This window comes from Grimontia sp. THUN1695, assembly GCF_059704325.2.
On sequence record NZ_AP046577.1, the window covers coordinates 1,155,750 to 1,177,829 of the forward strand.

Genomic DNA, 22,080 nt, shown 5'->3' on the forward strand with positions numbered 1-22,080 from the left:
AGCACCCAAACGGCCATCAGCGATGGCCGTTTTTTATGTGTTGGGTGATTTCAAACAAGAAGAGGATCATGAAAGTCATTTTATTGCACGGGCTTTATATGCACGGTGTCGTGATGATGCGATTGGAAAAGCGTTTACGAGGTGCCGGCCATGAGGTCTTGAACCTCTCTTACAATACGCTGAAGCCAGATCTGGTTTCGATTTTCAGTCGTATGGACGATTTTGTGGATGGGGAAGAAACGGCTATTGTCGCGCACTCGATGGGGGGGGTGATTACTCGGGTCTATCTTGAGAATGGCAGTGAGATGTCCACTAAAATCAACACGGTTATTACACTGGGAACGCCGCATAAAGGGTCTAAAGTCGCTGCGTTTTTTAAACAGGTAGGTATCGGGGATTTTATGTTTCAGGCGTCAGGTAAATTCCTGTTACCCGAGAATGAGCCAAGGTGGCCGAAAGGATCTACACTGTACAGCCTTGCCGGAGATACGCGGATAGGGCCTGCGGCAGTGCTGGTGAGAGGTGAAGAGTCTGATGGTACGGTACTCCTTGAAGAAACCAAAATTGAAGGGATGGTCAGCCATGAAGTGTTCCCGCTAACGCATATCGCGCTGATTTTTTCAAAGCAGGTGAGTGCGAGGATCTTGGAAATATTGAGTCAAGAGCAAACCACAGAGACAACATAGCGTTGCCTTTGTAGTTTTGTGAGTCTATGTCAGAACCTGAACGCGCGCTCTGAGGCGGTTGAATTTGCCCAACGTTCGACAAATTCCCCGTTGGGGTCGTAAACGTCCGCTTGTTTCTCAAGGTTAAAATGGCGCTGGCCACGAGGATCTGCCCCTACACCTGCCAAATACTGCCAGTTCCCATAGTTTGTGGCGACGTCGAAGTCGATCAATTGCTGTTCAAAATACGCTGCACCAAACCGCCAATCTACACCCAGTTCATTGACCAGACAGGATGCGACGATTTGCCTGCCCCGGTTAGATATATACCCGGTTTGGTTGAGTTGGCGCATGCAGGCATTTACGATGGGAAATTCTGTTGTACCCTGTTCCCAGGCTTTATAGTTCTGACAATAATAGGTTGTGAGAGGGCGCGTTTTCTTAATCCCCGCAAAGGCGAACATATCTGCGCCATAGTAATGCATCATCCACTGGAAGTATTCACGCCAAAGCAGCTCAGCATACATAGACTGGGTAGAATCTGAGCGTCCATGACGGTACTCGTAATTGTCGAGTTCAGCGGCGACAGTCCGGGGAGAAATAGAACCATTGGCTAGCCAGGCAGAGAGCCGGGAAGAAAATTGCCAGCCGTCCAAGCCGTTACGGGTCTGTTTGTAGTTTTTCAGTCCCTGTGTTTTCCAGAAAAACTGGTTCAATTGCACCATGCCGGCATCTTCGCCGCCATGGTAGGGAGTGAGGTCATACACGAATTCCTGCCCACCCCAGATGTCACGTCTTTCATCAATGACCGTGGGTAGGGAATCCGGTGCGCTGATGGGGATACAGGGTAGAATGTTTTGTTTCTCAACGTGTTTTCTGAACTGGCTGAACGTGGCGGGGTAGGACGTTTTATCAAACGCCAGTTGACTGCGCAGAAACAGGGTGAAGCTTTCGCTGACACTGACTTCACTGCGCAATGTTCGAGACAGATACGCGACTTGCTGGCGTTCATAAACGCCCGGATGATCGGTCATGGCAACCATGTCGATACCGTGCTTCTTACAGAGTTCTGGGATCACCAGCAATGGATTCCCCACTTTGACGACAAGGCGTTGTTTGTATTTTTTTAACTCACGTTCGAGTGAGCGAAGGGATTGATAGAGAAACTCTTCTCTGAACCTGCCGAGGTGACGGGACTGATAGTGTGCGGGTCTAAACCATTCTGGATTAATAACGAAAACCATCAGGGCTTTACTGCAACGCCGGGAGAGAGTAGTGAGTGCCGGATTGTCTGCCAGTCGCAAATCGTGTCTAAACCAAAATAACCCTTTCATACCGTCTCTCCTTAGTGATTGAATCTTGCGAACAGAAGGGTGGCTTTTGTTAGTTGAGTACGTTCTCCTCTATGTTGAATATGCAATCAAACACTATCCCCAAGCAGCCTGAAGTGACAGGCTTAAGCGAGAATGATGGCGCGCAGACGATTAAGCACTTGATATGCTTGCTTCATAGTTAAAGCGTAGTGCAGCTCAGTTAAAGTGAATAACCATGAGAGGTGAAATGTGTCCGGGATCGCCTTGATGCCGATCAGCCCTGACAGCCAGTTTCATCAGATACCATCAAAGTTGTGAGCTCATGGTTGTTGGATGTCATACCTGGAACTGATACTTTTGCCCTAATCGCGATGAGTTTTGTGCAATTCGTATTTAGAAAAAAAGAGGGCTTGTCAGCCTTTTTTACGGTTTTCGTTCGAATGTGCACTTATTGGGATTAACAGTATCCCCCAGAACACTATATTGGAAAACATTAACGAATTAACCTTGTCGTGGATATGGAAACGAATATGCGTTTTAGTGGGCATCAACTTTCAGAATCTGTGCGAAGAGCGCTGTTAGGTGTTTCGGGTATCCGTGAAGAGCTGGATAACGAACGGTTCTACTTCTACCAGTATGGCCGGCTTTTCGGCATTGTTGACGATTCAGGCTTGCAACTGGTGGTGGGGGATGAATGTATGAATGAAGCATTGCGTCGTCCCGGTGCGTTGCTTGAACAGCCAAGTGGTAAACGTTGTAAGGGCTTAATACGCGTAACGCCAGAGAAATGTACGGATACCGATTTGGATTTCTGGTTACTGCTCGCGTTACCCACAAACCAGGGAACCATTGATCCCGTCATTCTTCATTGATGGCCCAAACAACCTGAATTCGAGCATGATACGTTGATGGGGGAAGCGAGTATCGAAAAAGGGCCATGATGGCCCTTTCCCTTTCACGGATTTTCTTTCTTATTCCCGCCATATACTGAGGCTTGCCATTCTTCAGGTGTTGTCACCCGTAATTCATCTAACAGTAACCCTGTCGCATTTAGCACACGATACTTGGAATAAATACCTGCGTGGTGAGAATCAATATAAGCACGTCGGGCTTCAAAGAGTTCATTTTCAGTATTGAGCAAATCGAGCAGGGTTCGGCGGCCTATTCGGTATTGTTTTTCGTAGGCTTCGAGAGTTTTGGCTGAAGAGTCAACATGTTTTTGTAGAAAAGAGGTTTGCTTTTGGGCCAATTCCTTTGCTGTCCATGCCAATCGCGTGCTTTCGTCTAAAAGCCGGTAAGCGTTGTAACGGATATTTTTAGCTTTACTGACCTGGTGAGCCGCGCTGCGTGCCTCAGCGGCATCAGTATTGCCGTTAAAGAGGTTGTAGCGCATACGAAGCATCGTCAGGAATTCATCAGTATCTCCCGGTTGCCCGTCCAACTCATCGCCCCATTGCTGTGAGGCTTCAATGGTAAATGTTGGGTAGAAATCGCCTTTTGCCTGATCGTATTGATAATTCGCGGCATCCACATCATTCATCGCAACGTTGATCACGGGGTTGTTTTCTTTTGCAATATTTAAGGCTTCAACCAGTGTGGGGGGAATATAGAGTGCATCGACTTCAGGTTTGACCAAATCTACCGGAGGTTCACCGACAATACGTTCAAACTCAATCATGGCATCTTCATAATTGCTGATGGCAGAAAGCAGGTTGGTATGCGACTGAGCCAAGCGGCCATCTGCTTGTGAAAGATCTGCTGTTGAGCTGATACCGGAGTCCGCACGTTTTTTGATGTCTGCATAAATACGCTCGTGGGTTTTCAGATTTCTTTGCGAAAGGTCCATGATGGCCTGGGCACGGAGAACTTCTATATAAGCTTCAGTCACACTCAGGGTAGTATCCTGAGCATCCGCCAGCAACTGATAACGCTGCGCTTCTGCTTCTGATTTTGTGCGTTTAATGTCGTTGTAGGTGACAGCGCCATCCCAAATCAACTGCCGCAGACTGAGTCTGACATCCCTCGGGTGATAAGTGCCATTATTGTTGTCACTGTCATAGTTGGAATAACCAATACCCGCATTTAAATCCAGCGAAGGCAGGTAACCGCCTTTTGAAGCGTCAATATCGGCTTCTCGGCTTTTGAATTCGCTATAAGCTTCCCTGATAGCTGGGTTTTGGGACAGCGTTGTGGCGACAGCTTGTTCCAGTGATTGGGCATGAACCGGATAAGCGATGCCGAAAGAGGATAATACAAAAGCAATAGCACTTAACGTGGGTTTCCAAGCGTTGTTATCTTTGATTGTTTTTGCAAAAAAACGCAGTCTAGTGTGGGGATAATGATGTTCCATGCATGTTCCTTCAAAAGCAAATTTAGACCCGGGGTTATATTTTGAAAGCCAAATAGTTAAAAGGTGGAGGCCCAAATCAATGGAATCCAAACGATCTCCCTGTTTTATTTTCTTCCGCAAATCTGATTGCATTAATAAATAGACAGGTATGCTGTTACAAATTGTTTTAAGTCACTTATTTGGCTTAACAACGTAAAAGGTAGGGCATGTTTAGAAACAGTAAACCCCTAGGTGAAGGGTTTCTCATTTTTATATCGTAAATGAGACAAATTGTTATCAACGTCAATGGGAAAAACGACAATGATGGCATAAAAATTTTACTATTTTTCTTTATCCAATATCTTTGGGTTGTAAATAGTCTACAAATGTAGATAGCTTGACGGATTGTGTAGCTGGCATTGGGTATAGCTTGATCAAGATATTTAATTCGGAGTGACAAATTTCGTTAATTGAGTCGTCTGTCGATGAATTAAGACTATGCTGTTAGAGGACATATTTGTTTTTGCCCTTACATACACACCGGGATTTGGTATGAGCACAGAAACTAAAACAGCAATCTTGACAGAAAGTGGAACGAACGAACTCGAGATTATTGAATTCCGTTTAGAAAAACTGTTACCCGACGGCAGTAAGAAAGTTTGTTATTACGGCATTAATGTCGCCAAAGTACGAGAGGTGATTCGTGTTCCTGAAACGACAGATTACCCCAATGCGCAGCCGAATGTGCTGGGAGTGTTTTCTCTGCGCGGGAAGTTAATTCCATTGGTAGATTTGGCGGGCTGGTTGGGTGTACCCACGACCAGTAATATCACTGATAAAGTCGTGATCGTGACTGACTTCAATAAGATGTCGAATGGCTTTCTTGTTGACAGCGTAAGCCGTATTCACCGCATTTCATGGGAAGAAGTGGAGTCTCCCAGCCAGTTTTTGGAAGCGTCTGATCAAGACTGTGTGGTGGCTGTGGTTCGCCAGGAAACCAACCTCATTATGATCCTCGACTTCGAAAAAATCATTGGTGACATTAATCCTGAATTGAGTATGGAAAAATATGATGTTACCAAAGATAGAACCGTGGTTATCGATGATGCGATGATGGCAAAACGTGAAGCCAAAACCATTTTGGTGGTAGACGACTCCGCCTTTATCCGACGGCTGATTGAAAACACATTGCGTTCTGCGGGATACAATGTGATCACGGCGAAAGATGGTCAGGAAGGTCTGGACAACATGTGTGAATTTGTCCGCTTGTGTTCGGAAGAACAGTTGCCGATTTCAGAGTTTGTTGATGCCGTGGTTTCTGATGTAGAAATGCCGAGAATGGATGGGCTTCATCTTTTAAAAAGGCTTCGGGACATTGCAGAGTACAAAGACATTCCCATCGTCATGTTTTCGTCTTTGATGAGTGAAGACAATCGCCGTAAAGCGCTGGATCTTGGTGCCAATGACACCATTACCAAACCGGAAATTGGCCGGATGGTTGGGTTAATGGATGGTTTGGTGCTCAAGTAAAAACGCTTATGGGGCCCAAAAGTAAAGCGCCTTTCCCGGCGCTTTACTTTTTTCGATGATCTTCAAATATTATGTTGTGGCCAAAGGCGGTGCGCCTTTGGCGATTCGGTGTCTGAGTGGTTAGATACCCGCACGTTTAAGCAAGCCCGCCATCAGTTTTGAGCTGGACTTCACGCCGGACGATTTGCCTTTAAATTCACCAGCCAGACGATGATTACCCATTTCGCGAGCAATGTATTGCATGGTGAGGTACATGTCTTTTGCTGATTTCATACGGTTTTTATCGTTCAGCGGTGCAAGCAGTTTGATTGTGTCACTGCCAGACATGTTGTTTTCAACGGCATATTCTTCAATCGCCGTGAGCAGTTTGTCCAAATCCGTTATTGCTTCTGAGCTTTCAATGCCTTCTTTTTTCATCGCTTTGAGGTTACGGCGACGGATTTGACTAATGATAAATGGAGGTTGGCTTACTTTTTTATAACCCCAGTAGCCTGCTGCGATGACAAGCGCGATACCGCCAACCACATAAGGCCAAACAGAACCGGAGGACTCAGCAACAGTTTGTGCGTTCGCTGCTACTTCGACTGCAGCGGAAGGTATATCAGACATCTTTTTACCTTAAGTGTACTTTCGAGATTGCGTGTAGTTTCGCACTGTGGCACGAAAAAACACTGCCTAGCTTCACATTAAAGGAAAGGACCGGGTGTTGGGAAGATTGTTTGCAGGATTTTTAGGCGGTTCTGGTGTCTTGATGGGACTATTTCAAATAAATAAGGCCAGTGAGCGTACTGGCCTTGGTGTTTGCATCTTGTCGGGTGTTATTTCGCCACGTTACCGGCGACGTTCATGATATCCCAGGTACGGGCAAAAGGCGGTGCGTAGGCAAAGTCCATCATCCCCAGTTGGCGGGTTGTCAGACCTGCGCTAATCGCAACGGCCATTGCGTCAATACGGTGTACCGCGCCTTTATAACCCAGAAGTTGTGCACCAAGAATGCGTTTGGAATCGGCCTCATAGACAAGCTTCATGTGCATGTCAGACTGACCGGCACAGTAGTTGGTATGGCACTTGTCTTTGATGGTCAGGGTTTTTACGTTAAAGCCCGCACGGATAGCGTCCTGCTCGGAAAGGCCAGTCCGGCCTGCTTCAAGGCCAAGCACCCTTACACAACTGGTGCCAAGAGAGCCGGGAAATGTCAGCGGGTCGCCATCAACAAGGGCAATATTTTCACCGACCATACGGCCAAGTTTGTTCGCACCGGTAGCCAGGGGAATATAGGCATTCTCACCGGAAACGGCATGCCAGATGGTGGCGCAATCGCCTGCTGCCCAAACATCGGTTAGAGATGTTTTTCCCTGACGGTCAACGACAATCGCGCCATTGTTCAGAGTTTCGATGCCGGTTTCTTTCAGGAAATCAGTGTTGGGTTTTACGCCGGTACACACCACCACCAAGTCGGTAGGATAGGTGCCTTTATCGGTTTCAACCGCGTTCACCGTATTGTCGCCCAGAATTGCTTTCAGTGATTCCCCGGTATGGATTTCCACACCGGCTTTTTCAAGCTCTGCTGCAAAGTGGATGCTGATTTCTGAATCGAAGGCATCTGGGATCAGGCGTTCGGCGCGCTCAATCAAGCGGACCTTTTTACCCTGATGCACCATGGCTTCAGCAACTTCCAGACCGATAAATCCGGAACCGATCACTGTCACATGCTGGCAAGATGGCGCCTGAACAGCTGCTTTCAGCGAAAGTCCATCCTGCATGACGCGCAGGGTGTGAACGCCTTGTTTGTCGAGGCCAGCTACTGGTGGCAGCACTTCTTTCGCGCCAGTGGCAATCATCAGGCGATCATACCCAGTCACAAATTGCTCACCTTGACGGCTGATTTCAAGCGTCTTCTGCTCTGCGTCTACTTTTGTTACGCGGTGGCCGGTTTTCACTGTAATGCCACGTTCAGCAAACTGCTCAGGCGTAAATTCTGACATAAAGCCAGCATCCTGAAATTCATCGGCGATGAAGTAAGGAAGGCCACAGGCACCAAAAGAGATCACCTCTGATGCCTCGTATACCGTGATCGTCGCATCTGGGTTAACGCGGCGGGCCTTTGCTGCGGCGCTCATACCTGCCGCTTCTCCGCCAATAATGACGATGTTCATGTTGTGAACCTCTAAACAGGAAAGGGGACCGAATGTCCCCATTAACGAATGATTTTCGGGTCAGGCAGTGGCGTCTTCACCGTCCAGGGCCAACGGCTTGTCGTCGTTGAATATGTGCATGTCGGTTTGCCCCATAAGCTTACTGGTAACTGCGCCTGCGGTGATAGAGCCGGATACATTCAGCGCGGTGCGGCCCATATCAATCAAGGGTTCGATGGAGATCAGCAAGCCTGCCAATGCGACCGGGAAGTCCAATGCTGACAACACAATCAGTGCCGCAAAAGTCGCACCGCCACCAATGCCAGCCACACCAAATGAACTGATGGTGATAATGATAACGAGGGTAACAATAAAACCAATATCCAATGTGTTAATGCCAAGGGTCGGAGCAATCATCACAGCCAGCATAGCCGGGTAGATACCGGCGCAGCCATTCTGGCCGATAGTGGCACCAAATGACGCCGCAAAGTTGGCGATACCATTCGGGATCCCCAGTGCTTTCTCCTGCGTGCGCACATTCAAGGGAATGGTGGCTGCACTGGAGCGGGAGGTGAAAGCAAAGGTCAGTACCGGAATGACTTTCCTGAGGTGGCGGACAGGGTTAAGTCCCACCAGCGAGATAATCATCAAGTGGATGATGAACATGGTGATTAGCGCACCATAGGAAGCTACCACAAAGTTCGCCAGATTAAGAATGTCTGCATAATTGGAACCGGAAATCACCTTGGTCATCAGCGCCAGTACGCCATAGGGTGTCAGGCGCAGCACCATGGTTACGATACGCATGACAATGGCCTGGGCGACCGCGACGGCATGTTCAAAAGAAGCGTAGATTTCAGGTTTCTTGGCAGAGATACCTGTTGCGGCCAACCCGATGAAAGCAGAGAAAATCACGACCGCGATGGTGGAGGTTTTCCTTGCACCGGTCATATCAAGGAAAGGATTGGCAGGAATAAACTCCAGCACCATGTTGGCAAACGACAGGTTTTCAACATGGCCCAGGTTTTCCTCAAGCGATTGTCCGCGCGCGACCTCAGCGGCACCCGCCGTTAATCCATCGGCATTCAACCCAAGCAACAACGACCAGGCAATCCCCACCAGTGCTGCAATCATGATGGTGATAACCAGTACACCAATGCTCATGGCACTGATTTTACCTACAGAGGTACCACCGTTAAGTTTCAGGATCGCAGAGATGATAGAGACCATCACCAGAGGAATGATGATCATCTGAAGCAGTTTGACATAGCCTTTACCTACAATGTCGAAGTACTCGATGCTGGTGGCGATAGCATCAGAACCTGCGCCGTAGTAAAGCTGGAGTAAACCACCAAATACAATACCTAAACCCAAGCCAGCAAAGACACGCTTGGTAAAAGGCACATAGCTGGCCTGAAGTCGGTAAAGAAAATAAATAAGTGCGATGAATATCGCCAGGTTGAATATAACGTTCATTGTTATCTTTAAGGCTTTAGTAAAAAGAATTTTGGGCAGAAAGGGGGTGAAAACCCGGCTGCTTATTCTTAAAGGAATGGTATGCGGGAATCATATATGTAACCATCGTTATATAGAACCTGTCCTATATTTCTATTAGTTATAACATATAAATCAATCAGTTATTGGTTATAAAAAGCACAAAAATCCAGTGCTCAGTAAGCTTTTTAGCCACAAGGATCGGGAATCTCAACGCTAAGTGTCTGACGAAACATAACGGCGCTCAGGGCGGCCGACACTGCCGTAGTTAACCTGAGCCTGAAGCTCTTGTGTGCTGACCATGTATTCAAGGTAGCGTCTGGCGGTGGTGCGGCTTGCACCAATCAGTGTGCCGACTTCTTCGGCATTCAGTGATTGGTCTGAATCTGCAAACACAGTCCGGATCTTATCGAGCGTGATTCCATCAATCCCTTTGGGCAACCGCTGTATAACCGGGGTAGTTTCAGTCACTGTTGCGCTGGTATTGCTTCTTTGGGGAAGCAGGGTATCAACATCAGTCTGTACCAGATCTTCCATTTCATGCAGTTTTTGCAAGTGTGCGGCGTATTGGTGAATGGCTTCCTGAAGTCGTTCAAAGACGAGTGGTTTCAGGATGTAATAAAACACACCGCTTCGGAGTGCTTCCCTCAGGGTATCGACTTCTTTGGCCGCCGTGATAAGGATGACATCCGTTTCACTGTTGGCTGCCCGCAACCTGCGCAGCAGTTCGAGACCGGTGCCTTTGGGGAAGTGGTTATCCAGCAACAGAAGCTCAGGTTTGAACACATCCACCAGATCTTCAGCATCTTCCAGTGTGTGGGCAATACCGACTAATTCAACGCCGTCGATGCGTTCCAGAAAACGTTTCTGGATTTCGGCGATTTGAATGTCATCTTCAGCGATAACGACGCGGATGTTTTGTGTCATAAGAACTGCTGACTCCTTGCTGGGTGTTTCCGTATAGCGCTGCAACAGGGTTAGGTGTATACACTTTCATTCTAACCCCAGAAAACCTGTTTATTCAGGATGTTTGACTTTGTATTTGCTGTGTCTTGGGAATATACACAGTAAACCGGCTGCCCATGGCATCGCCAGGTTCAAGCAAAACCGTGCCGCCCAGTTTCTGTAGAAGCGTTTGCACCAGATGAAGACCGTAGCCATGGCCTTCACCTTTTTTACTGCTGACACCCTTAGTGAAAATTCTGGTCTGATCATCTTCGTGAATACCGGGTCCTTCGTCTTCAATCTCGAAAATCAGGTCATTGCCTAAATCTGTCATCGAAAGGCGGACTTCTACCTGTTTATTGAGGAGGGTGGCTTCGAGTGCATTGTCAATCAAGTTGCCGATAATACTCACTAACTCTTCGCGCGGGATGTGATCGGGAATCGCTTTCATCGAACTTTCTGGGTCGATTTCGAGGCGTAAACCCAGTTCTTTGGCTCGGTTATATTTGCCCAGCAAACATCCGGCAAGGATAGGGTCGGGCACGGCTTCAACCATTAGGTGGATCAATGCCTGATGGCTTTGGGTTTCCTGCCCAATCAGGGCCAGGGCTTCATCGGTCGCGCCGAGTTGAATCAGCCCGGCAATAGTATGAAGCTTGTTCGAATACTCATGGGATTGGCTGCGGAGCGTGTCGGCGTATTGCTGGATCTGGGTCAATTGCTTGCTCACCGTGTCGAGCTCATCTTTCCGGCGGAAACTGGCGACCACACCGATGATTTCATTGTCCTGGCGCAACGGCAGCCGGTTCACAATCAAGTTTTTGTTCTGTAGCCAGATTTCCCTGTCGAAGTGGGGTTTTCCCGAGCGCAGGACATCCATTAAGCGGCTGTCAGGCAGCACATCTTCAATCGGTTGGTCGGCCAGCCGGGTGTTGTCATCCAGCCCCAGGGTTTCGACGGCGGCCCGGTTAAACGTGGTAATACGCCCTTTGTTGTTGATAGCAATAATGCCTTCACGTACGGATTCGAGGGTGGCATTCCGTTCCTGGAACAGGCGGCCTATTTGCTCGGGTTCCAATCCGAAAATGGCCTTCTTAAAGTGGCTTGCAAACCACAATCCGGTCAACACACTCAAGGAAAAGCTGGTGGCAATCACCAAATACAGGGTGGCGATATACCTCTCAATAATGTCCTCAACCGATTTCAGCAAAAAGCCCACAGACACAATGCCCACGACCTCTTCATTGCTGGCGTCGAAAATCGGTGCTTTTCCCCGGACTGTTGGCCCAAGACTGCCTGTGGCTTTCTGGATATAAGGTTTGCCGTATAACAGGGCCAGCTCGTTATAGTCGCCATCGTCATCATGCATTGGTTTCCCCAGACGCTCCCATGCCGGATGAGCAATACGGATGCCATTGCGATCGCCGATGACTACGAACCTCGCATCATTGACCTCCGCCAAATCTAACGCCAGTGGTTGCAGGAATTCGCTGTCCCGGCTCTGGGCTGCTTCAACGACAGCTGGCATGGCTGCGATAGTTTTGGCGACATTCAATGCGCGCTGGCTGATTTGCTCGTCCAGAGAATGGGAGAGGTAAAAAAGGGCAAACACGCCAATAAATCCGGTCTGGAGCAATGCCATCATGCCGAGGATAAACGCCATGCGGGTTTTGAGCTTGAGTGCGCGAAGGGAAAACATTGAGAAACAGAACCTTTTGTTCACAACTGAATAACGAAATGAGCGTGAAATAACGTCTCAAACACTAAGCAACGTCCGGTTGCCAGTCGTTATTATCTATCTTATTGAAATAATGTTTCTTTGTGATAGCTCACGCAAGTGAACAATATGCACAAAATGTTCTTTAAAGTTTAAAAAAACATTAAATTCACAAACTTTTCACATTTGGGGTGGGCAAATAGTTTGAAAGAGTAGGACTGAGATCCCGAAACGGCGTTTACGCGATATCGCTCTTTTACGCGGAGTTTCGGAAAAAATCTAACGCGTCCAAAGGACGGAACCAAACGAGGAAAAACCTATGATTTCAAACATGTTCGCCAAAAAACGTACAATCGTTGCAGCATTGGCGCTCACTTCTGCCTTGAATGCAGGCATAGCAAATGCGGCAGTTGACGAAGTTCATTTCCTAATTCCGGGTGGCGCGGGCGGTGGCTGGGATGGTACGGCACGCGGTACGGGTGAAGCTCTGTCTAAATCGGGCTTGGTTGACACCGTTTCTTACGAAAACATGTCCGGTGGTGGTGGCGGCAAAGCGATTGCTCACTTGATTGAGACTGCCGAGCAGGCTGACAACACCTTGATGGTTAACTCGACACCTATCGTTATCCGTTCTCTTTCTAAAGTTTTCCCTCAATCCTTCCGCGACCTGACACCAATTGCAGCCACCATTGGTGATTATGCGGCATTTGTTGTACCAACAGCATCCAAGTATCAGTCTTTCCAGGATGTTGTCGCTGATTACAAGGCGAACCCCCGTTCAGTCGCTATTGCCGGTGGTTCTGCCCGAGGCAGCATGGATCACTTGGTTGCAGCGCAGGCGTTCAAAGCCGCAGGTGGTGATCCTAAGAAGCTGAAATATGTGGCTTACGACGCAGGTGGAAAAGCAATGGCTGGCATCCTGTCTGGTGAAGCACAATTGCTGTCTACCGGCTTCTCTGAAGCGCTCGCCCTGAAAGACGCCGGTGAAGTGCGCATTCTTGCGATGACTGGTCCTGAGCGTTCTCCAGCTGCGGCAGATGTTCCAACGCTGAAAGAGCTGGGCTATGACGCTGAGTTTACAAACTGGCGCGGATTCTTTGGTGCACCGGGTTTGTCTGATGAGCAGGCCAATGAGTTTGCTGCGGTATTAGAGAAAATGTACGCCACTGAAGCCTGGGCAGAAGTCCGTGACCGTAATGGTTGGATTGAAATCTACAAGCCACGCGCCGAATTCGTCTCATTCCTTGAAGGACAAGAGGAAGAAGTGGGCGCACTGATGAAAGAGTTGGGCTTCCTGCGTTAGTCCTGACGTAATTCGGGCTCGGTTTATCGGGCCCGGTTTTCGTTTCTCAACGTATTTTAATAACGGCCAAAAGATCAGGCTTTCTTTGCGTTTCAGGGTGGAGTGTGCCACCCGGGTTTGTTGTACAAGGAGTGTCACATGGTTGTCACTAAAGACCATATTGGTGGTCTCATTTTTTTATGTCTTTCAGTGGCATATGGTTACTACGCCCGCCATATCCCTATGTTGCCCGGTGACGAGTATGAACCTTTCCATGCCCAAACATTGCCCATTGCGTTGTCATACATGGGAAGCGTTTTGGGGGTGTTGATGCTGGTGACGGCTCGCCGTGATGCGGCCAGCAAGCTCAATCTGGCCGGGTTGGATTTTCTGCTGGTGGCAAAGCTGCTGGTGTTAATTACTGCATTCGCATTTGCGCTGGAATGGTTTGGCTTCCTGCTGTCGACCATCTTCTTTTTGGTGATGGGCTATTGGATTTTGGGTGAGCGTCGCCCGAAAACACTCTTTATTGCTTCTGTGCCGTTTGCTGTAGGTATTTGGTTTATCCTTGCCAAGTTGCTGGATATTTACCTCGCTCCGGGCCGCGCATTTACCCAGTTGTTTGGAGGTTAAGGCTATGTGGGAAGGTATAACAACAGGGCTAACCACGGCGACCACGCCGTTTAATATCATGATGGTGGTCGTTGGCTGTTTTGCTGGCACCTTTATCGGCATGTTGCCGGGTCTGGGACCGATTTCCGCTGTCGCACTGATGATCCCGATCACTTACGGCCTGGATCCTGCTTCCGGCATTATTTTGATGGCCGGTGTTTATTATGGCGCTGTTTTTGGCGGCTCGACATCGTCCATCCTGATCAACGCGCCGGGCTGTGCGAGTACCGTTGTGACGGCATTTGATGGCTATCCATTGGCGCAGCAACGTCAGGCGGGTAAAGCGCTGGCATTGGCGGCGTATTCGTCATTCACTGGCGGGACGATTGGTGCGATCATTTTGCTGTTTGCGGCTCCTGCTCTGGCGAAAGTGTCGCTGAGTTTCCAGTCTTCTGATTATTTTGCCTTGATGATTCTTGGCCTGACGGCTGTCGCGGCATTTGCCGGAAAAGGTCAGGTGCTGAAAGCGATGGCAATGACGGTGTTTGGTTTGATGATTGCGACTATCGGTACCGACGTGATCACCGGTGCACCGCGCTTTACCTTTGGCAATATCGACCTGATTGACGGTATCAGTTTCCTGCTGTTGGCCATGGCAACATTCGCGCTGGCAGAAGTGGTGATGACCGTGTTCAAAGGCCAGCACAAAGAAAAAGAGCCTGATATGGATATGGCGGCGCTTGGCAGCATGAAACTGACCAAAGAAGAAGTGAAAGAAGTCGCTCCAACGATTGCGCGCTCTTCCGTGTTTGGTTTTATTGTCGGTGTGTTACCGGGGGCAGGTGCCACCATCGCATCCTTCCTCTCTTATGGGTTGGAACGTAATTTGGCACCAGCGCGCCTGAAAGAAAAGTTTGGATTCGGTGCACTGCGTGGTCTTGCTGCGCCGGAATCGGCAAATAATGCGGCATCGACAGGTTCATTTGTGCCATTGCTGACTTTGGGGATTCCGGGGTCTGGTACCACCGCAATCATGCTTGGCGCGCTAATCGCCTATGGCATTCAACCTGGTCCACGCTTGTTCGTTGATAACCCAGATGTATTCTGGTCAGTGATCATCTCAATGTATTTTGGCAACATTGTCCTGCTTATCCTGAACTTGCCGTTGATCCCGTACATCTCACGTTTGTTGGTGATTCCGCGTCCAATCCTGATCCCTCTGATTCTGTTTTTCTCTATCACGGGTGTGTATCTGGTCAGCTTTAACACTTTTGATATCAACATGATGGTGATCATCACGGTCGTGGCGATATTGCTGAAATTGTTGGATTTCCCGATGGCGCCTATGCTGCTTGGTTTTATTCTCGGCGGCATTATGGAAAACAACCTTAGCCGTTCGTTGATTATTTCTGATGGCAGCCTGAGTTTCCTCTGGGAACGTCCATTGACGCTGAGCATTATGTGTATTTCGCTCTTTGTGCTGGTATTGCCATTGATTCGCACATTGCTTGGAAAAGCAGGGATAGGCAATAAGAAACGAAAAACAGATATTCTGGTCGATCGTGGTGATGGGTAACCGGAAGCGGCAGCGTTTTTTCAGCAATGTATGACGATCTAAACTTCGCTGTTTTTGCGTTGATACTTTCCTTGTCAAACCTTAACCGCCTCAGTGCTTTCTCAGGCGGTTTTTCTTGATTAAAATTTTGAACGGTGTTTTATACTGCTGTTAAAGTGACATGTGGGGTCTGTTGTGCGTCTCTAATGGTAGCGATAACAGCACTCGATAGGAGATAAAGGGAGAGCAGAATGAATAGGTTGAAGCCTTTAGTATTGTCTCTGATACTTGTCTTCCCCTTCACGGCACATGCTGACGAAGACAAGTGGAGCAAGGCGAAAGAATCTGCCGCAGAAGCCTGGGATGCAGCAAAAGAAGCGGGTAAAAATGCCTGGAGTGCAACAAAAGAGAAAAGTAAAGATCTGTTGGATGACGCTGAAGAAGGCGGCAGTAAGCTTTGGGACAGTACCAAAGAGAAGGGATCTGAACTATGGAAGAAAGGCAAGGAAAAAGGCAGTGAGTTGTTAAACGAAGCTGAGAAGAAAGCAGAAGAAGTGCTTGAACCTGATGATACTGAGCCTGTACCTGTTACGCCTATAGCGCCGGTTGAACCAGGCGATTTTAATCAGTCGGCATAACCCACTTACACAATAAGGCATTAGATAAAATCTGGTGCCTTTTTCTGTCAAATGGTTTTGCGAACTCCTTCGAGTTCGTCCAATCTGGCTTCGTGGCCGAGGATCGCATCAGCTTGTTCGGCAGGCGTTGAGAGTTTTTTTAACGCACCGTCTAACATCAAATCCAACGTATCGGCAGTCTTTGCGCGACGAAAGAAAATCAACCATTCAATGCGGTTTTTGGGCATGGTTTCAGACATGAATATCCGTTCATATTGATAATTTTAATTTAAGGCTATTTTAGCAAATTTTGAGGTCATCACGTAGCATATTACGGATAAATGCTTATTTTTGACCAAAATAAATCAATATATACCTCATTTATTTGACGTTGGGCCTGAGTGCTTTCTTTTTCCGGTAGTCGATCTATAAGTCGTAAATAAAAAAGGTGATACAGCTGAAATAAAGAAGAAACCTATGCGGACTTGCCATTGTGGCGTCAACAGGTTTTTGGAAGCCTAACTAAATAGCGCCTCACAGGGAGGCGCTTTTTGTGTCTATGCGTTTTTGTCTGTAGATGGAGGCAACTCACCCGATGCCATATGGAGATGGACATCCTGTTGTGGGAAAGGAATAGAAATCCCTTCTTTGTCGAAGCGGATTTTCACTTCTTTGGTCACATCCCAATAAACGTCCCAGTAATCGTCGGTTTTCACCCAAGGGCGAACAATAAAGTCGACGGATGAGCTGTTCAGCACGTGCAGTTTAATCGTCGGTTCCGGTGAACGCAGGACCGCAGGGTGCGCAGTGACAATGTCCGTCAGCACTTTTTCTACATATTGCACGTCATCGCTATAACTGACACCAAACACCATATCAACCCGGCGTACCCGTTCATGGGTGACGTTTTTGATCACATCGCCCCAAATTTTGCTGTTCGGCACAATGATGATTTGGTTGTCGAAGGTTTTGATGGTGGTGTTCACCAGGCTCATATGGCTGACTTTGCCTTCCACGCCGCCAGCTGCGACGAAATCGCCGACATCGAAAGGACGATAGATAAGCAGCATCATACCCGCAGCAAAGTTTGATAGGGTGTCTTGCAATGCGAAACCGACGATAACACCGGCGATACCGAAACCGGTCAGGATAGGTGTGAGGTTAAGGCCAATCTGGGAGAGGGCAATAAGAATACCAATAAACCAGACGGCTTTTCCGGACATCGAAATAAAAAAGTCCTGCATAAGTTGTGAGAACTTCAGGTTTTTCGATGCGACAGCGCGCTTGACGACTTTACGGGCCAGATTGGCGATCTGTCCGGCAATAAGCAGAATGACCAAGAAGACAATTAACTGGAAGATGTGTTGGGGCGCATTCTCGACAAGCCAGTCCCAGAATTTACCCGACCAGGTTTTCACAATAGACAGTAGCACTTCGCCACTCAGCAGGTCTTGTGTCACACTGCCAGTCGCTTCGAAATACATTCGCTTGTATTCTGCTGTTTCCAACCCGGCTTTGTCAGCGAGTTCAATCATCACTGACAGACTGTTGGTGGTGATGGACATGCGTCGCTGGGTGATCAGTTGTCTTAACTGGATAGTCGCCTTCTCGGATTCAGGCGCTACTTTTAGTTGCGCTTCATCTGCATTGAGTTGTTGGCGAAGGTATTCAACATTGGCTGCGATTTGCTCAGTACGCCGATTCACTTCCTGCTTGAAGGCGTCTTCGGTTTTTTCTTCCAGTGTGCCAAGGGTTTTCATCCAGGCAATGTTTTGGGATTGTTCCTCGTACATATTGTCGAGGTAGGTCCGTGCTTCTTCGAAGTCAGCAAGGATCGAAAACTTGTCCTCACTTTTGGCATCTCTGAGAGATTGGGAAAGCTTGCTGGCGCGTTCGCTCAGGTATTTGACACCTTGCTCAGCATACTTTTGTTGTTGTTCTATCTGTTTGTTCAGATATGCCTTATCGAAACTGTCGTTTTTCACGCCATTGGCAATAAGGTTACGTAGTTGTTCATTTTTCTGGAACATCTGAAGTTGGAGTGCGAGTTTGTCTTCTCCGCTTGTTTTGCTTTGTAGGGCAACCAAATCAGTCAGCTCTTTGTTCAGGGCTTCGACTTGCTCTTTCCACTGCACCTCCGTTGCATTCGCGGCAGGTGCTGTTTCACTTTCAGCGAGTGTAGGGGCAGAGAATAAAAACAGGATGAATAAAAGGGGCACAAAAAAGATTGAATGCCGACGCGGGATCATGAACGCCTCTCCAGCAAGTTTAGGTGATCTAGGTGTGTAGTATGACACTTCCGATACTGACAAGCATTGATTGTCTCTCTCACCTTTGAGTTTGTATACAAATAGAACACCCTCGTTCAGTGGGTATAGGGTGCTGGAGGATGTCACCAAAATAGAAAAGGCACCTCGTGGTGCCTTGCAGAATTAATGAGCCAGTTTTTCTATTTGGCGCTGCTTCCAAATAGACGCACCGATACCCAATGCCAGTGAGGTAACAATCACACCCAGAGAGACTGGCGTTGCAATTGCAAATGGTGTGTCAACCAGCAGCATTTTCACACCGATAAAGCACAACATGAATGCCAGCGTGTGGTGCAGGTAAGCAAACTTGCTCAGCATACCTCCCAACACAAAGTACAGGGAGCGTAGACCCAGCAATGCAAAGACGTTTGCCGCCAGCACCAGGTATGGTTCTTGGGTCACGGCGAAAATCGCAGGGATTGAATCCAGTGCGAACATCACGTCTGTCATCGCAATCACCATCACCACCACCAGCATTGGGGTCGCAAGGAGACCGGCTGCATCACGAATGAACAGCTTGTTACCATGGTAATCTGGGCTGACACGCAAGAAGCGTTTAACCAATCTTACCGCAACACTGTCAGAGAAAGGTTCATCTTCTTCTTCGCCATGCTGACGCCACATTTGTATCCCGGTCCAGATCAGGAAGAAACCGAACAGGTACAGAATGACGTGGAACTGGGCAATCAATGGCGCACCCAGCGAAATCATAATGGCGCGCAGCACCAGTGCACCGACGATACCCAGCATCAGTACGCGGGGTACATGACTTTCCGGCACTTTGAACTGGGCAAAGATCAAGGCAAACACAAACAAGTTATCAACGCTCAACGATTTTTCGAGCAAGTAACCGGTCACAAAAGAGGTTGCCGCTTCAACGCTGTTTAGATCACTGGTTGGTGACATCTGGGACCAGAACAAATAGATGGCACCGGCAAATATAAATGCCAAGGCAAACCAGAATACACTCCATACTGCAGCACTGCGGAAACTGATTTTTCCACGGGTCAGCAATAAGTCTATCCCTAACATCAGGAGTGTAAGAACAAGTAGACCGTCGTAACCTGAAAAGAGATCACTTAGAAACATGATACCTCCAGCATGCGGAGGTCACAGGAGTGAGAGAGCACCTGACCAGCCGCACCGCTATCAACGAAAGTTAATGCCAATGTGTGCGTTGGTCTTGTCAAAACATCAGGAATCGATGTTCTCGCGTGCCGGAAGCAAAAAATTGCTACGGGATGACGACAGCGCGACAAAGTGACTACTCCCCAAAACGGCGACATAATAGTCATTTCACGTAAAGATACAACCCAAAAACGTTAAAAATTTTTCTTGGTGACGTATCGGGTGTCATTTAACCGTTACAGGTTACCATAACTGAGTATAGATAAAGAGAAAGACAGTCTTATTGGGGAGTGAATTCAGAACGAGGATATCTCGCATCTGTCATTTGATAAAGGTTGTACTTTCTTCCCAGCATCTGTCCGCCATCACGGGAAAGCGGTGTCCAGTTAATAAAGGCTCGGCTCGCACTGGGTTTTACCGTAAAAATATCAAACGGAATGGACAGGTAAAAGCCTTTGTTAAAACTCCCCTCGCCAAACTGTTCTGCAGAAAGATTGGTTTTCGTTACATAGGCGCCTGCAATCACACCGCTGTCAAACTGCTTGGAAATATCCAGTGTCACACCTTTGTCTTCAGCCAAGTACTGACCCACACTTGCCTTGATCAGTAAGTCATCAAATCCCGTCCATTCAGGGCGGTAGTAAGTCGTAAAATGACCGGTTGGCGTGCCGGTTTGTACACGATATCGGCGATTTGTTACTGGGTCATCATGTACTTCTTTAGTGAAAATACCAAACTCAGAATCCGGATCGCGCTGAGCAACATAATTGAGGTCCAGACCAAACGCCCAATTGCTATTAAGAGGACGGTACAATACTTCCCCTCCGGCACCAGCAAACATGGTTTCCAGATAGCCACCGTAAGCCTGAACATAGAGGTTATCCCCCAGCTTATCAAAAGCGGTCAGCTGGAGGTTGCTGATGCGTACGGGATTATCCGAAATATACTGGCGAACCAGCGTACGGACCCGTTTCAAATCCGTACCATCGGGAGGCACGTCATAGTTAAACTTGTCATAGCTATCGGTGACATTCACGTAAACACTGCCACCGATTTCAAGGTTATCGGTGAGCCAGTAACGTGCACCAGCGGCAAGACCGACATTAAACATGTAAAAGCCTTCAGAGCCGCCCAAAGACTGTTGCAGGGAAGGGTTTACGCTTACCGACCAACGTTTACTGTTATCTACTTGCAGTAAACCACGGGCAGATCCAGGGTTTACGCGCGTGAGCGCATCTTCAACGTTTGCCCCTAGGTATTCTTGATTGGCAACCGTACGATAATGTGCCGCATCAATATCGTTTTGAACTATAGCTTGATGTGCTTGTTCCTCCTGTAAATGGTAGGTGGCAGCCTTTGTCCCCGTATTAGCTAATATCATTGCGGCTTTTTCATGGGCGATAGTGCGGTTTCGATATTTTGCCTGGTTACCGACGACGGTGACAGACGTATCATCCACGTAAATTTGGGTGTTTTTGTAGCCTGCGATAGCCTCGAGATCGTCAGCAACACGTTTCCAATCTATGTCGTCGGTGGGTGTTTGCGCGGCATTGGCATAACGCGGCGTTGGCGTATCTTCCCAACGTTGAACTAAGGTGTTGAAGTTGGTTTTAAGCGTAAAACCCAGTGTCCACGTATTCCCCCGTTCGAAGCTTGCTCTTAGATCTCCCCAATTGCCGAAATGGTAAACGGCACCGATATTGAGCGGAGAATCTTGCGGTATTTGTCTGTCAGATCGAACAACGATAACATCGCTTTGATAATCATTACCTTCGTATTCAAGTTTCAGAGTTAATGGTTGCCAGGGCGTCTGGTATTCGATACCACCAAAGAGAGAGAGGCATCCTGTGAACCATCGACCATAATCGATACTGCCACCTGTTTCTTGGTAAGACGTGTCCCTGCCGCAATCCCTGCTATTTTCCTTGTTGCCATATACGTTGCCCCGGTTACCGATATATCCCCAGCCGACGCCGAGTGTGAAATCAAGGGGCCCCATGTGTTTACTGGCCGCAATATACTCACCATCAAACAGCCCTGTTCCCCCAAGATCACGGATACCGATAGATGTTTCAGGTAACCAATAACTTTCTTCCCATAAACGTACTTTTACATCGATACCTTTGTCCGTGTACTCGGTGTCACCACTGAAATTGGGGTCATTACTGTAAAGTAAATCGGGAACCTGGGTGTAGCGTATTGTTGTTTCCAGCCAGGGCATGAGTTGCAAAGAAGTATGGTAGTGGCGGTAGTCATCATTGAATGTCACGCCGAGAGAAAATTCACCTTCGGGTGCCACTCTGCCAGTGGGCATTTGCATCAGTCCCACGCCGCCAAAGTCACTTTGGGTAGGGACAAATGTTGCGGAATCAAGCGGTGTAGCCAAGGCTGGCAAGGTATAAATAACGGCAAGTGATAACGACGACCATGTAACAATGATAAAACGCAT

Annotated in this window: 18 protein-coding genes; 7 read left to right on the plus strand and 11 right to left on the minus strand. The window is 48.0% G+C overall.

Features of this window, described 5'->3' with window-relative positions:
- Positions 1 to 68: 68 nt before the first annotated feature.
- Positions 69 to 686 (plus strand): esterase/lipase family protein, encoded by a 618-nt coding sequence (locus AC6IB1_RS08825; RefSeq protein ID WP_497568706.1) that lies wholly within the window; start codon positions 69 to 71, stop codon positions 684 to 686.
- 29 nt (positions 687 to 715) lie between these two features.
- Here AC6IB1_RS08825 and AC6IB1_RS08830 read toward each other — a convergent pair whose 3' ends face one another.
- Complete coding sequence (locus AC6IB1_RS08830) at positions 716 to 1,999, minus strand: DASH family cryptochrome (RefSeq protein ID WP_497568707.1); 1,284 nt, start codon at positions 1,997 to 1,999, stop codon at positions 716 to 718.
- Between the two features lie 509 nt (positions 2,000 to 2,508).
- Here AC6IB1_RS08830 and AC6IB1_RS08835 point away from each other — a divergent pair.
- Positions 2,509 to 2,850 (plus strand): hypothetical protein, encoded by a 342-nt coding sequence (locus AC6IB1_RS08835; protein ID WP_497568708.1) that lies wholly within the window; start codon positions 2,509 to 2,511, stop codon positions 2,848 to 2,850.
- An 83-nt stretch (positions 2,851 to 2,933) separates the two neighbouring features.
- On the opposite strand, the gene AC6IB1_RS08840 is transcribed toward AC6IB1_RS08835, so the two are convergent.
- Positions 2,934 to 4,328: a TolC family outer membrane protein gene (locus tag AC6IB1_RS08840; RefSeq protein ID WP_497568709.1), complete on the minus strand. Its 1,395-nt coding sequence runs from the start codon at positions 4,326 to 4,328 to the stop codon at positions 2,934 to 2,936.
- 531 nt (positions 4,329 to 4,859) lie between these two features.
- Between AC6IB1_RS08840 and AC6IB1_RS08845 the strand changes: the two genes are divergently transcribed.
- Entirely contained in the window at positions 4,860 to 5,837 is a 978-nt protein-coding gene (locus AC6IB1_RS08845; protein ID WP_005505638.1) for a chemotaxis protein CheV, read from the plus strand.
- A gap of 120 nt (positions 5,838 to 5,957) precedes the next feature.
- On the opposite strand, the gene AC6IB1_RS08850 is transcribed toward AC6IB1_RS08845, so the two are convergent.
- From AC6IB1_RS08850 to AC6IB1_RS08870, 5 genes are all read right to left on the minus strand, one after another.
- Positions 5,958 to 6,446 (minus strand): hypothetical protein, encoded by a 489-nt coding sequence (locus tag AC6IB1_RS08850; RefSeq protein ID WP_497568710.1) that lies wholly within the window; start codon positions 6,444 to 6,446, stop codon positions 5,958 to 5,960.
- Between the two features lie 209 nt (positions 6,447 to 6,655).
- Positions 6,656 to 7,993, minus strand: a complete 1,338-nt coding sequence (locus AC6IB1_RS08855; protein WP_497568711.1) for a CoA-disulfide reductase — start codon at positions 7,991 to 7,993, stop codon at positions 6,656 to 6,658.
- Positions 7,994 to 8,053: 60 nt separating this feature from the next.
- Positions 8,054 to 9,448 (minus strand): L-cystine transporter, encoded by a 1,395-nt coding sequence (locus AC6IB1_RS08860; RefSeq protein WP_503693153.1) that lies wholly within the window; start codon positions 9,446 to 9,448, stop codon positions 8,054 to 8,056.
- A gap of 234 nt (positions 9,449 to 9,682) precedes the next feature.
- Entirely contained in the window at positions 9,683 to 10,393 is a 711-nt protein-coding gene (locus AC6IB1_RS08865) for a response regulator (protein WP_497568712.1), read from the minus strand.
- 94 nt (positions 10,394 to 10,487) lie between these two features.
- Positions 10,488 to 12,110, minus strand: a complete 1,623-nt coding sequence (locus AC6IB1_RS08870) for an ATP-binding protein (protein ID WP_497568713.1) — start codon at positions 12,108 to 12,110, stop codon at positions 10,488 to 10,490.
- A 337-nt stretch (positions 12,111 to 12,447) separates the two neighbouring features.
- Here AC6IB1_RS08870 and AC6IB1_RS08875 point away from each other — a divergent pair, with 337 nt between their 5' ends.
- From AC6IB1_RS08875 to AC6IB1_RS08890, 4 genes are all read left to right on the plus strand, one after another.
- Entirely contained in the window at positions 12,448 to 13,431 is a 984-nt protein-coding gene (locus tag AC6IB1_RS08875) for a tripartite tricarboxylate transporter substrate binding protein (protein ID WP_497568714.1), read from the plus strand.
- Between the two features lie 138 nt (positions 13,432 to 13,569).
- Positions 13,570 to 14,043, plus strand: a complete 474-nt coding sequence (locus tag AC6IB1_RS08880) for a tripartite tricarboxylate transporter TctB family protein (protein ID WP_497568715.1) — start codon at positions 13,570 to 13,572, stop codon at positions 14,041 to 14,043.
- A 4-nt stretch (positions 14,044 to 14,047) separates the two neighbouring features.
- Positions 14,048 to 15,598, plus strand: a complete 1,551-nt coding sequence (locus AC6IB1_RS08885; protein ID WP_497568716.1) for a tripartite tricarboxylate transporter permease — start codon at positions 14,048 to 14,050, stop codon at positions 15,596 to 15,598.
- Between the two features lie 230 nt (positions 15,599 to 15,828).
- On the plus strand, positions 15,829 to 16,215 hold the full coding sequence (locus AC6IB1_RS08890) for a hypothetical protein (protein WP_497568717.1): 387 nt from the start codon (positions 15,829 to 15,831) through the stop codon (positions 16,213 to 16,215).
- 47 nt (positions 16,216 to 16,262) lie between these two features.
- On the opposite strand, the gene AC6IB1_RS08895 is transcribed toward AC6IB1_RS08890, so the two are convergent.
- The 4 genes from AC6IB1_RS08895 to AC6IB1_RS08910 all read right to left on the minus strand — a co-directional run bounded on the left by AC6IB1_RS08895 (position 16,263) and on the right by AC6IB1_RS08910 (position 22,080).
- Positions 16,263 to 16,454, minus strand: a complete 192-nt coding sequence (locus tag AC6IB1_RS08895; RefSeq protein ID WP_005505619.1) for a hypothetical protein — start codon at positions 16,452 to 16,454, stop codon at positions 16,263 to 16,265.
- A gap of 297 nt (positions 16,455 to 16,751) precedes the next feature.
- A complete protein-coding gene (locus AC6IB1_RS08900) occupies positions 16,752 to 18,443 on the minus strand; it encodes a mechanosensitive ion channel domain-containing protein (protein WP_497568718.1) in 1,692 nt (563 codons plus the stop codon).
- Positions 18,444 to 18,626: 183 nt separating this feature from the next.
- Positions 18,627 to 19,592 carry a TerC/Alx family metal homeostasis membrane protein gene (locus tag AC6IB1_RS08905; protein WP_497568719.1) on the minus strand — a complete coding sequence of 322 codons (966 nt, stop codon included), beginning with the start codon at positions 19,590 to 19,592 and terminating at the stop codon, positions 18,627 to 18,629.
- 319 nt (positions 19,593 to 19,911) lie between these two features.
- Positions 19,912 to 22,080 (minus strand): YjbH domain-containing protein, encoded by a 2,169-nt coding sequence (locus AC6IB1_RS08910; RefSeq protein ID WP_497568720.1) that lies wholly within the window; start codon positions 22,078 to 22,080, stop codon positions 19,912 to 19,914.

Excerpts from the sequence above, each read along its gene's own strand:
- AC6IB1_RS08825 (WP_497568706.1), top strand. The coding sequence starts at position 69 with ATGAAAGTCATTTTATTGCACGGGCTTTATATGCACGGTGTCGTGATG.
- AC6IB1_RS08830 (WP_497568707.1), bottom strand. The coding sequence starts at position 1,999 with ATGAAAGGGTTATTTTGGTTTAGACACGATTTGCGACTGGCAGACAAT.
- AC6IB1_RS08835 (WP_497568708.1), top strand. The coding sequence starts at position 2,509 with ATGCGTTTTAGTGGGCATCAACTTTCAGAATCTGTGCGAAGAGCGCTG.
- AC6IB1_RS08840 (WP_497568709.1), bottom strand. The coding sequence starts at position 4,328 with ATGGAACATCATTATCCCCACACTAGACTGCGTTTTTTTGCAAAAACA.
- AC6IB1_RS08845 (WP_005505638.1), top strand. The coding sequence starts at position 4,860 with ATGAGCACAGAAACTAAAACAGCAATCTTGACAGAAAGTGGAACGAAC.
- AC6IB1_RS08850 (WP_497568710.1), bottom strand. The coding sequence starts at position 6,446 with ATGTCTGATATACCTTCCGCTGCAGTCGAAGTAGCAGCGAACGCACAA.
- AC6IB1_RS08855 (WP_497568711.1), bottom strand. The coding sequence starts at position 7,993 with ATGAACATCGTCATTATTGGCGGAGAAGCGGCAGGTATGAGCGCCGCA.
- AC6IB1_RS08860 (WP_503693153.1), bottom strand. The coding sequence starts at position 9,448 with ATGAACGTTATATTCAACCTGGCGATATTCATCGCACTTATTTATTTT.
- AC6IB1_RS08865 (WP_497568712.1), bottom strand. The coding sequence starts at position 10,393 with ATGACACAAAACATCCGCGTCGTTATCGCTGAAGATGACATTCAAATC.
- AC6IB1_RS08870 (WP_497568713.1), bottom strand. The coding sequence starts at position 12,110 with ATGTTTTCCCTTCGCGCACTCAAGCTCAAAACCCGCATGGCGTTTATC.
- AC6IB1_RS08875 (WP_497568714.1), top strand. The coding sequence starts at position 12,448 with ATGATTTCAAACATGTTCGCCAAAAAACGTACAATCGTTGCAGCATTG.
- AC6IB1_RS08880 (WP_497568715.1), top strand. The coding sequence starts at position 13,570 with ATGGTTGTCACTAAAGACCATATTGGTGGTCTCATTTTTTTATGTCTT.
- AC6IB1_RS08885 (WP_497568716.1), top strand. The coding sequence starts at position 14,048 with ATGTGGGAAGGTATAACAACAGGGCTAACCACGGCGACCACGCCGTTT.
- AC6IB1_RS08890 (WP_497568717.1), top strand. The coding sequence starts at position 15,829 with ATGAATAGGTTGAAGCCTTTAGTATTGTCTCTGATACTTGTCTTCCCC.
- AC6IB1_RS08895 (WP_005505619.1), bottom strand. The coding sequence starts at position 16,454 with ATGTCTGAAACCATGCCCAAAAACCGCATTGAATGGTTGATTTTCTTT.
- AC6IB1_RS08900 (WP_497568718.1), bottom strand. The coding sequence starts at position 18,443 with ATGATCCCGCGTCGGCATTCAATCTTTTTTGTGCCCCTTTTATTCATC.
- AC6IB1_RS08905 (WP_497568719.1), bottom strand. The coding sequence starts at position 19,592 with ATGTTTCTAAGTGATCTCTTTTCAGGTTACGACGGTCTACTTGTTCTT.
- AC6IB1_RS08910 (WP_497568720.1), bottom strand. The coding sequence starts at position 22,080 with ATGCGTTTTATCATTGTTACATGGTCGTCGTTATCACTTGCCGTTATT.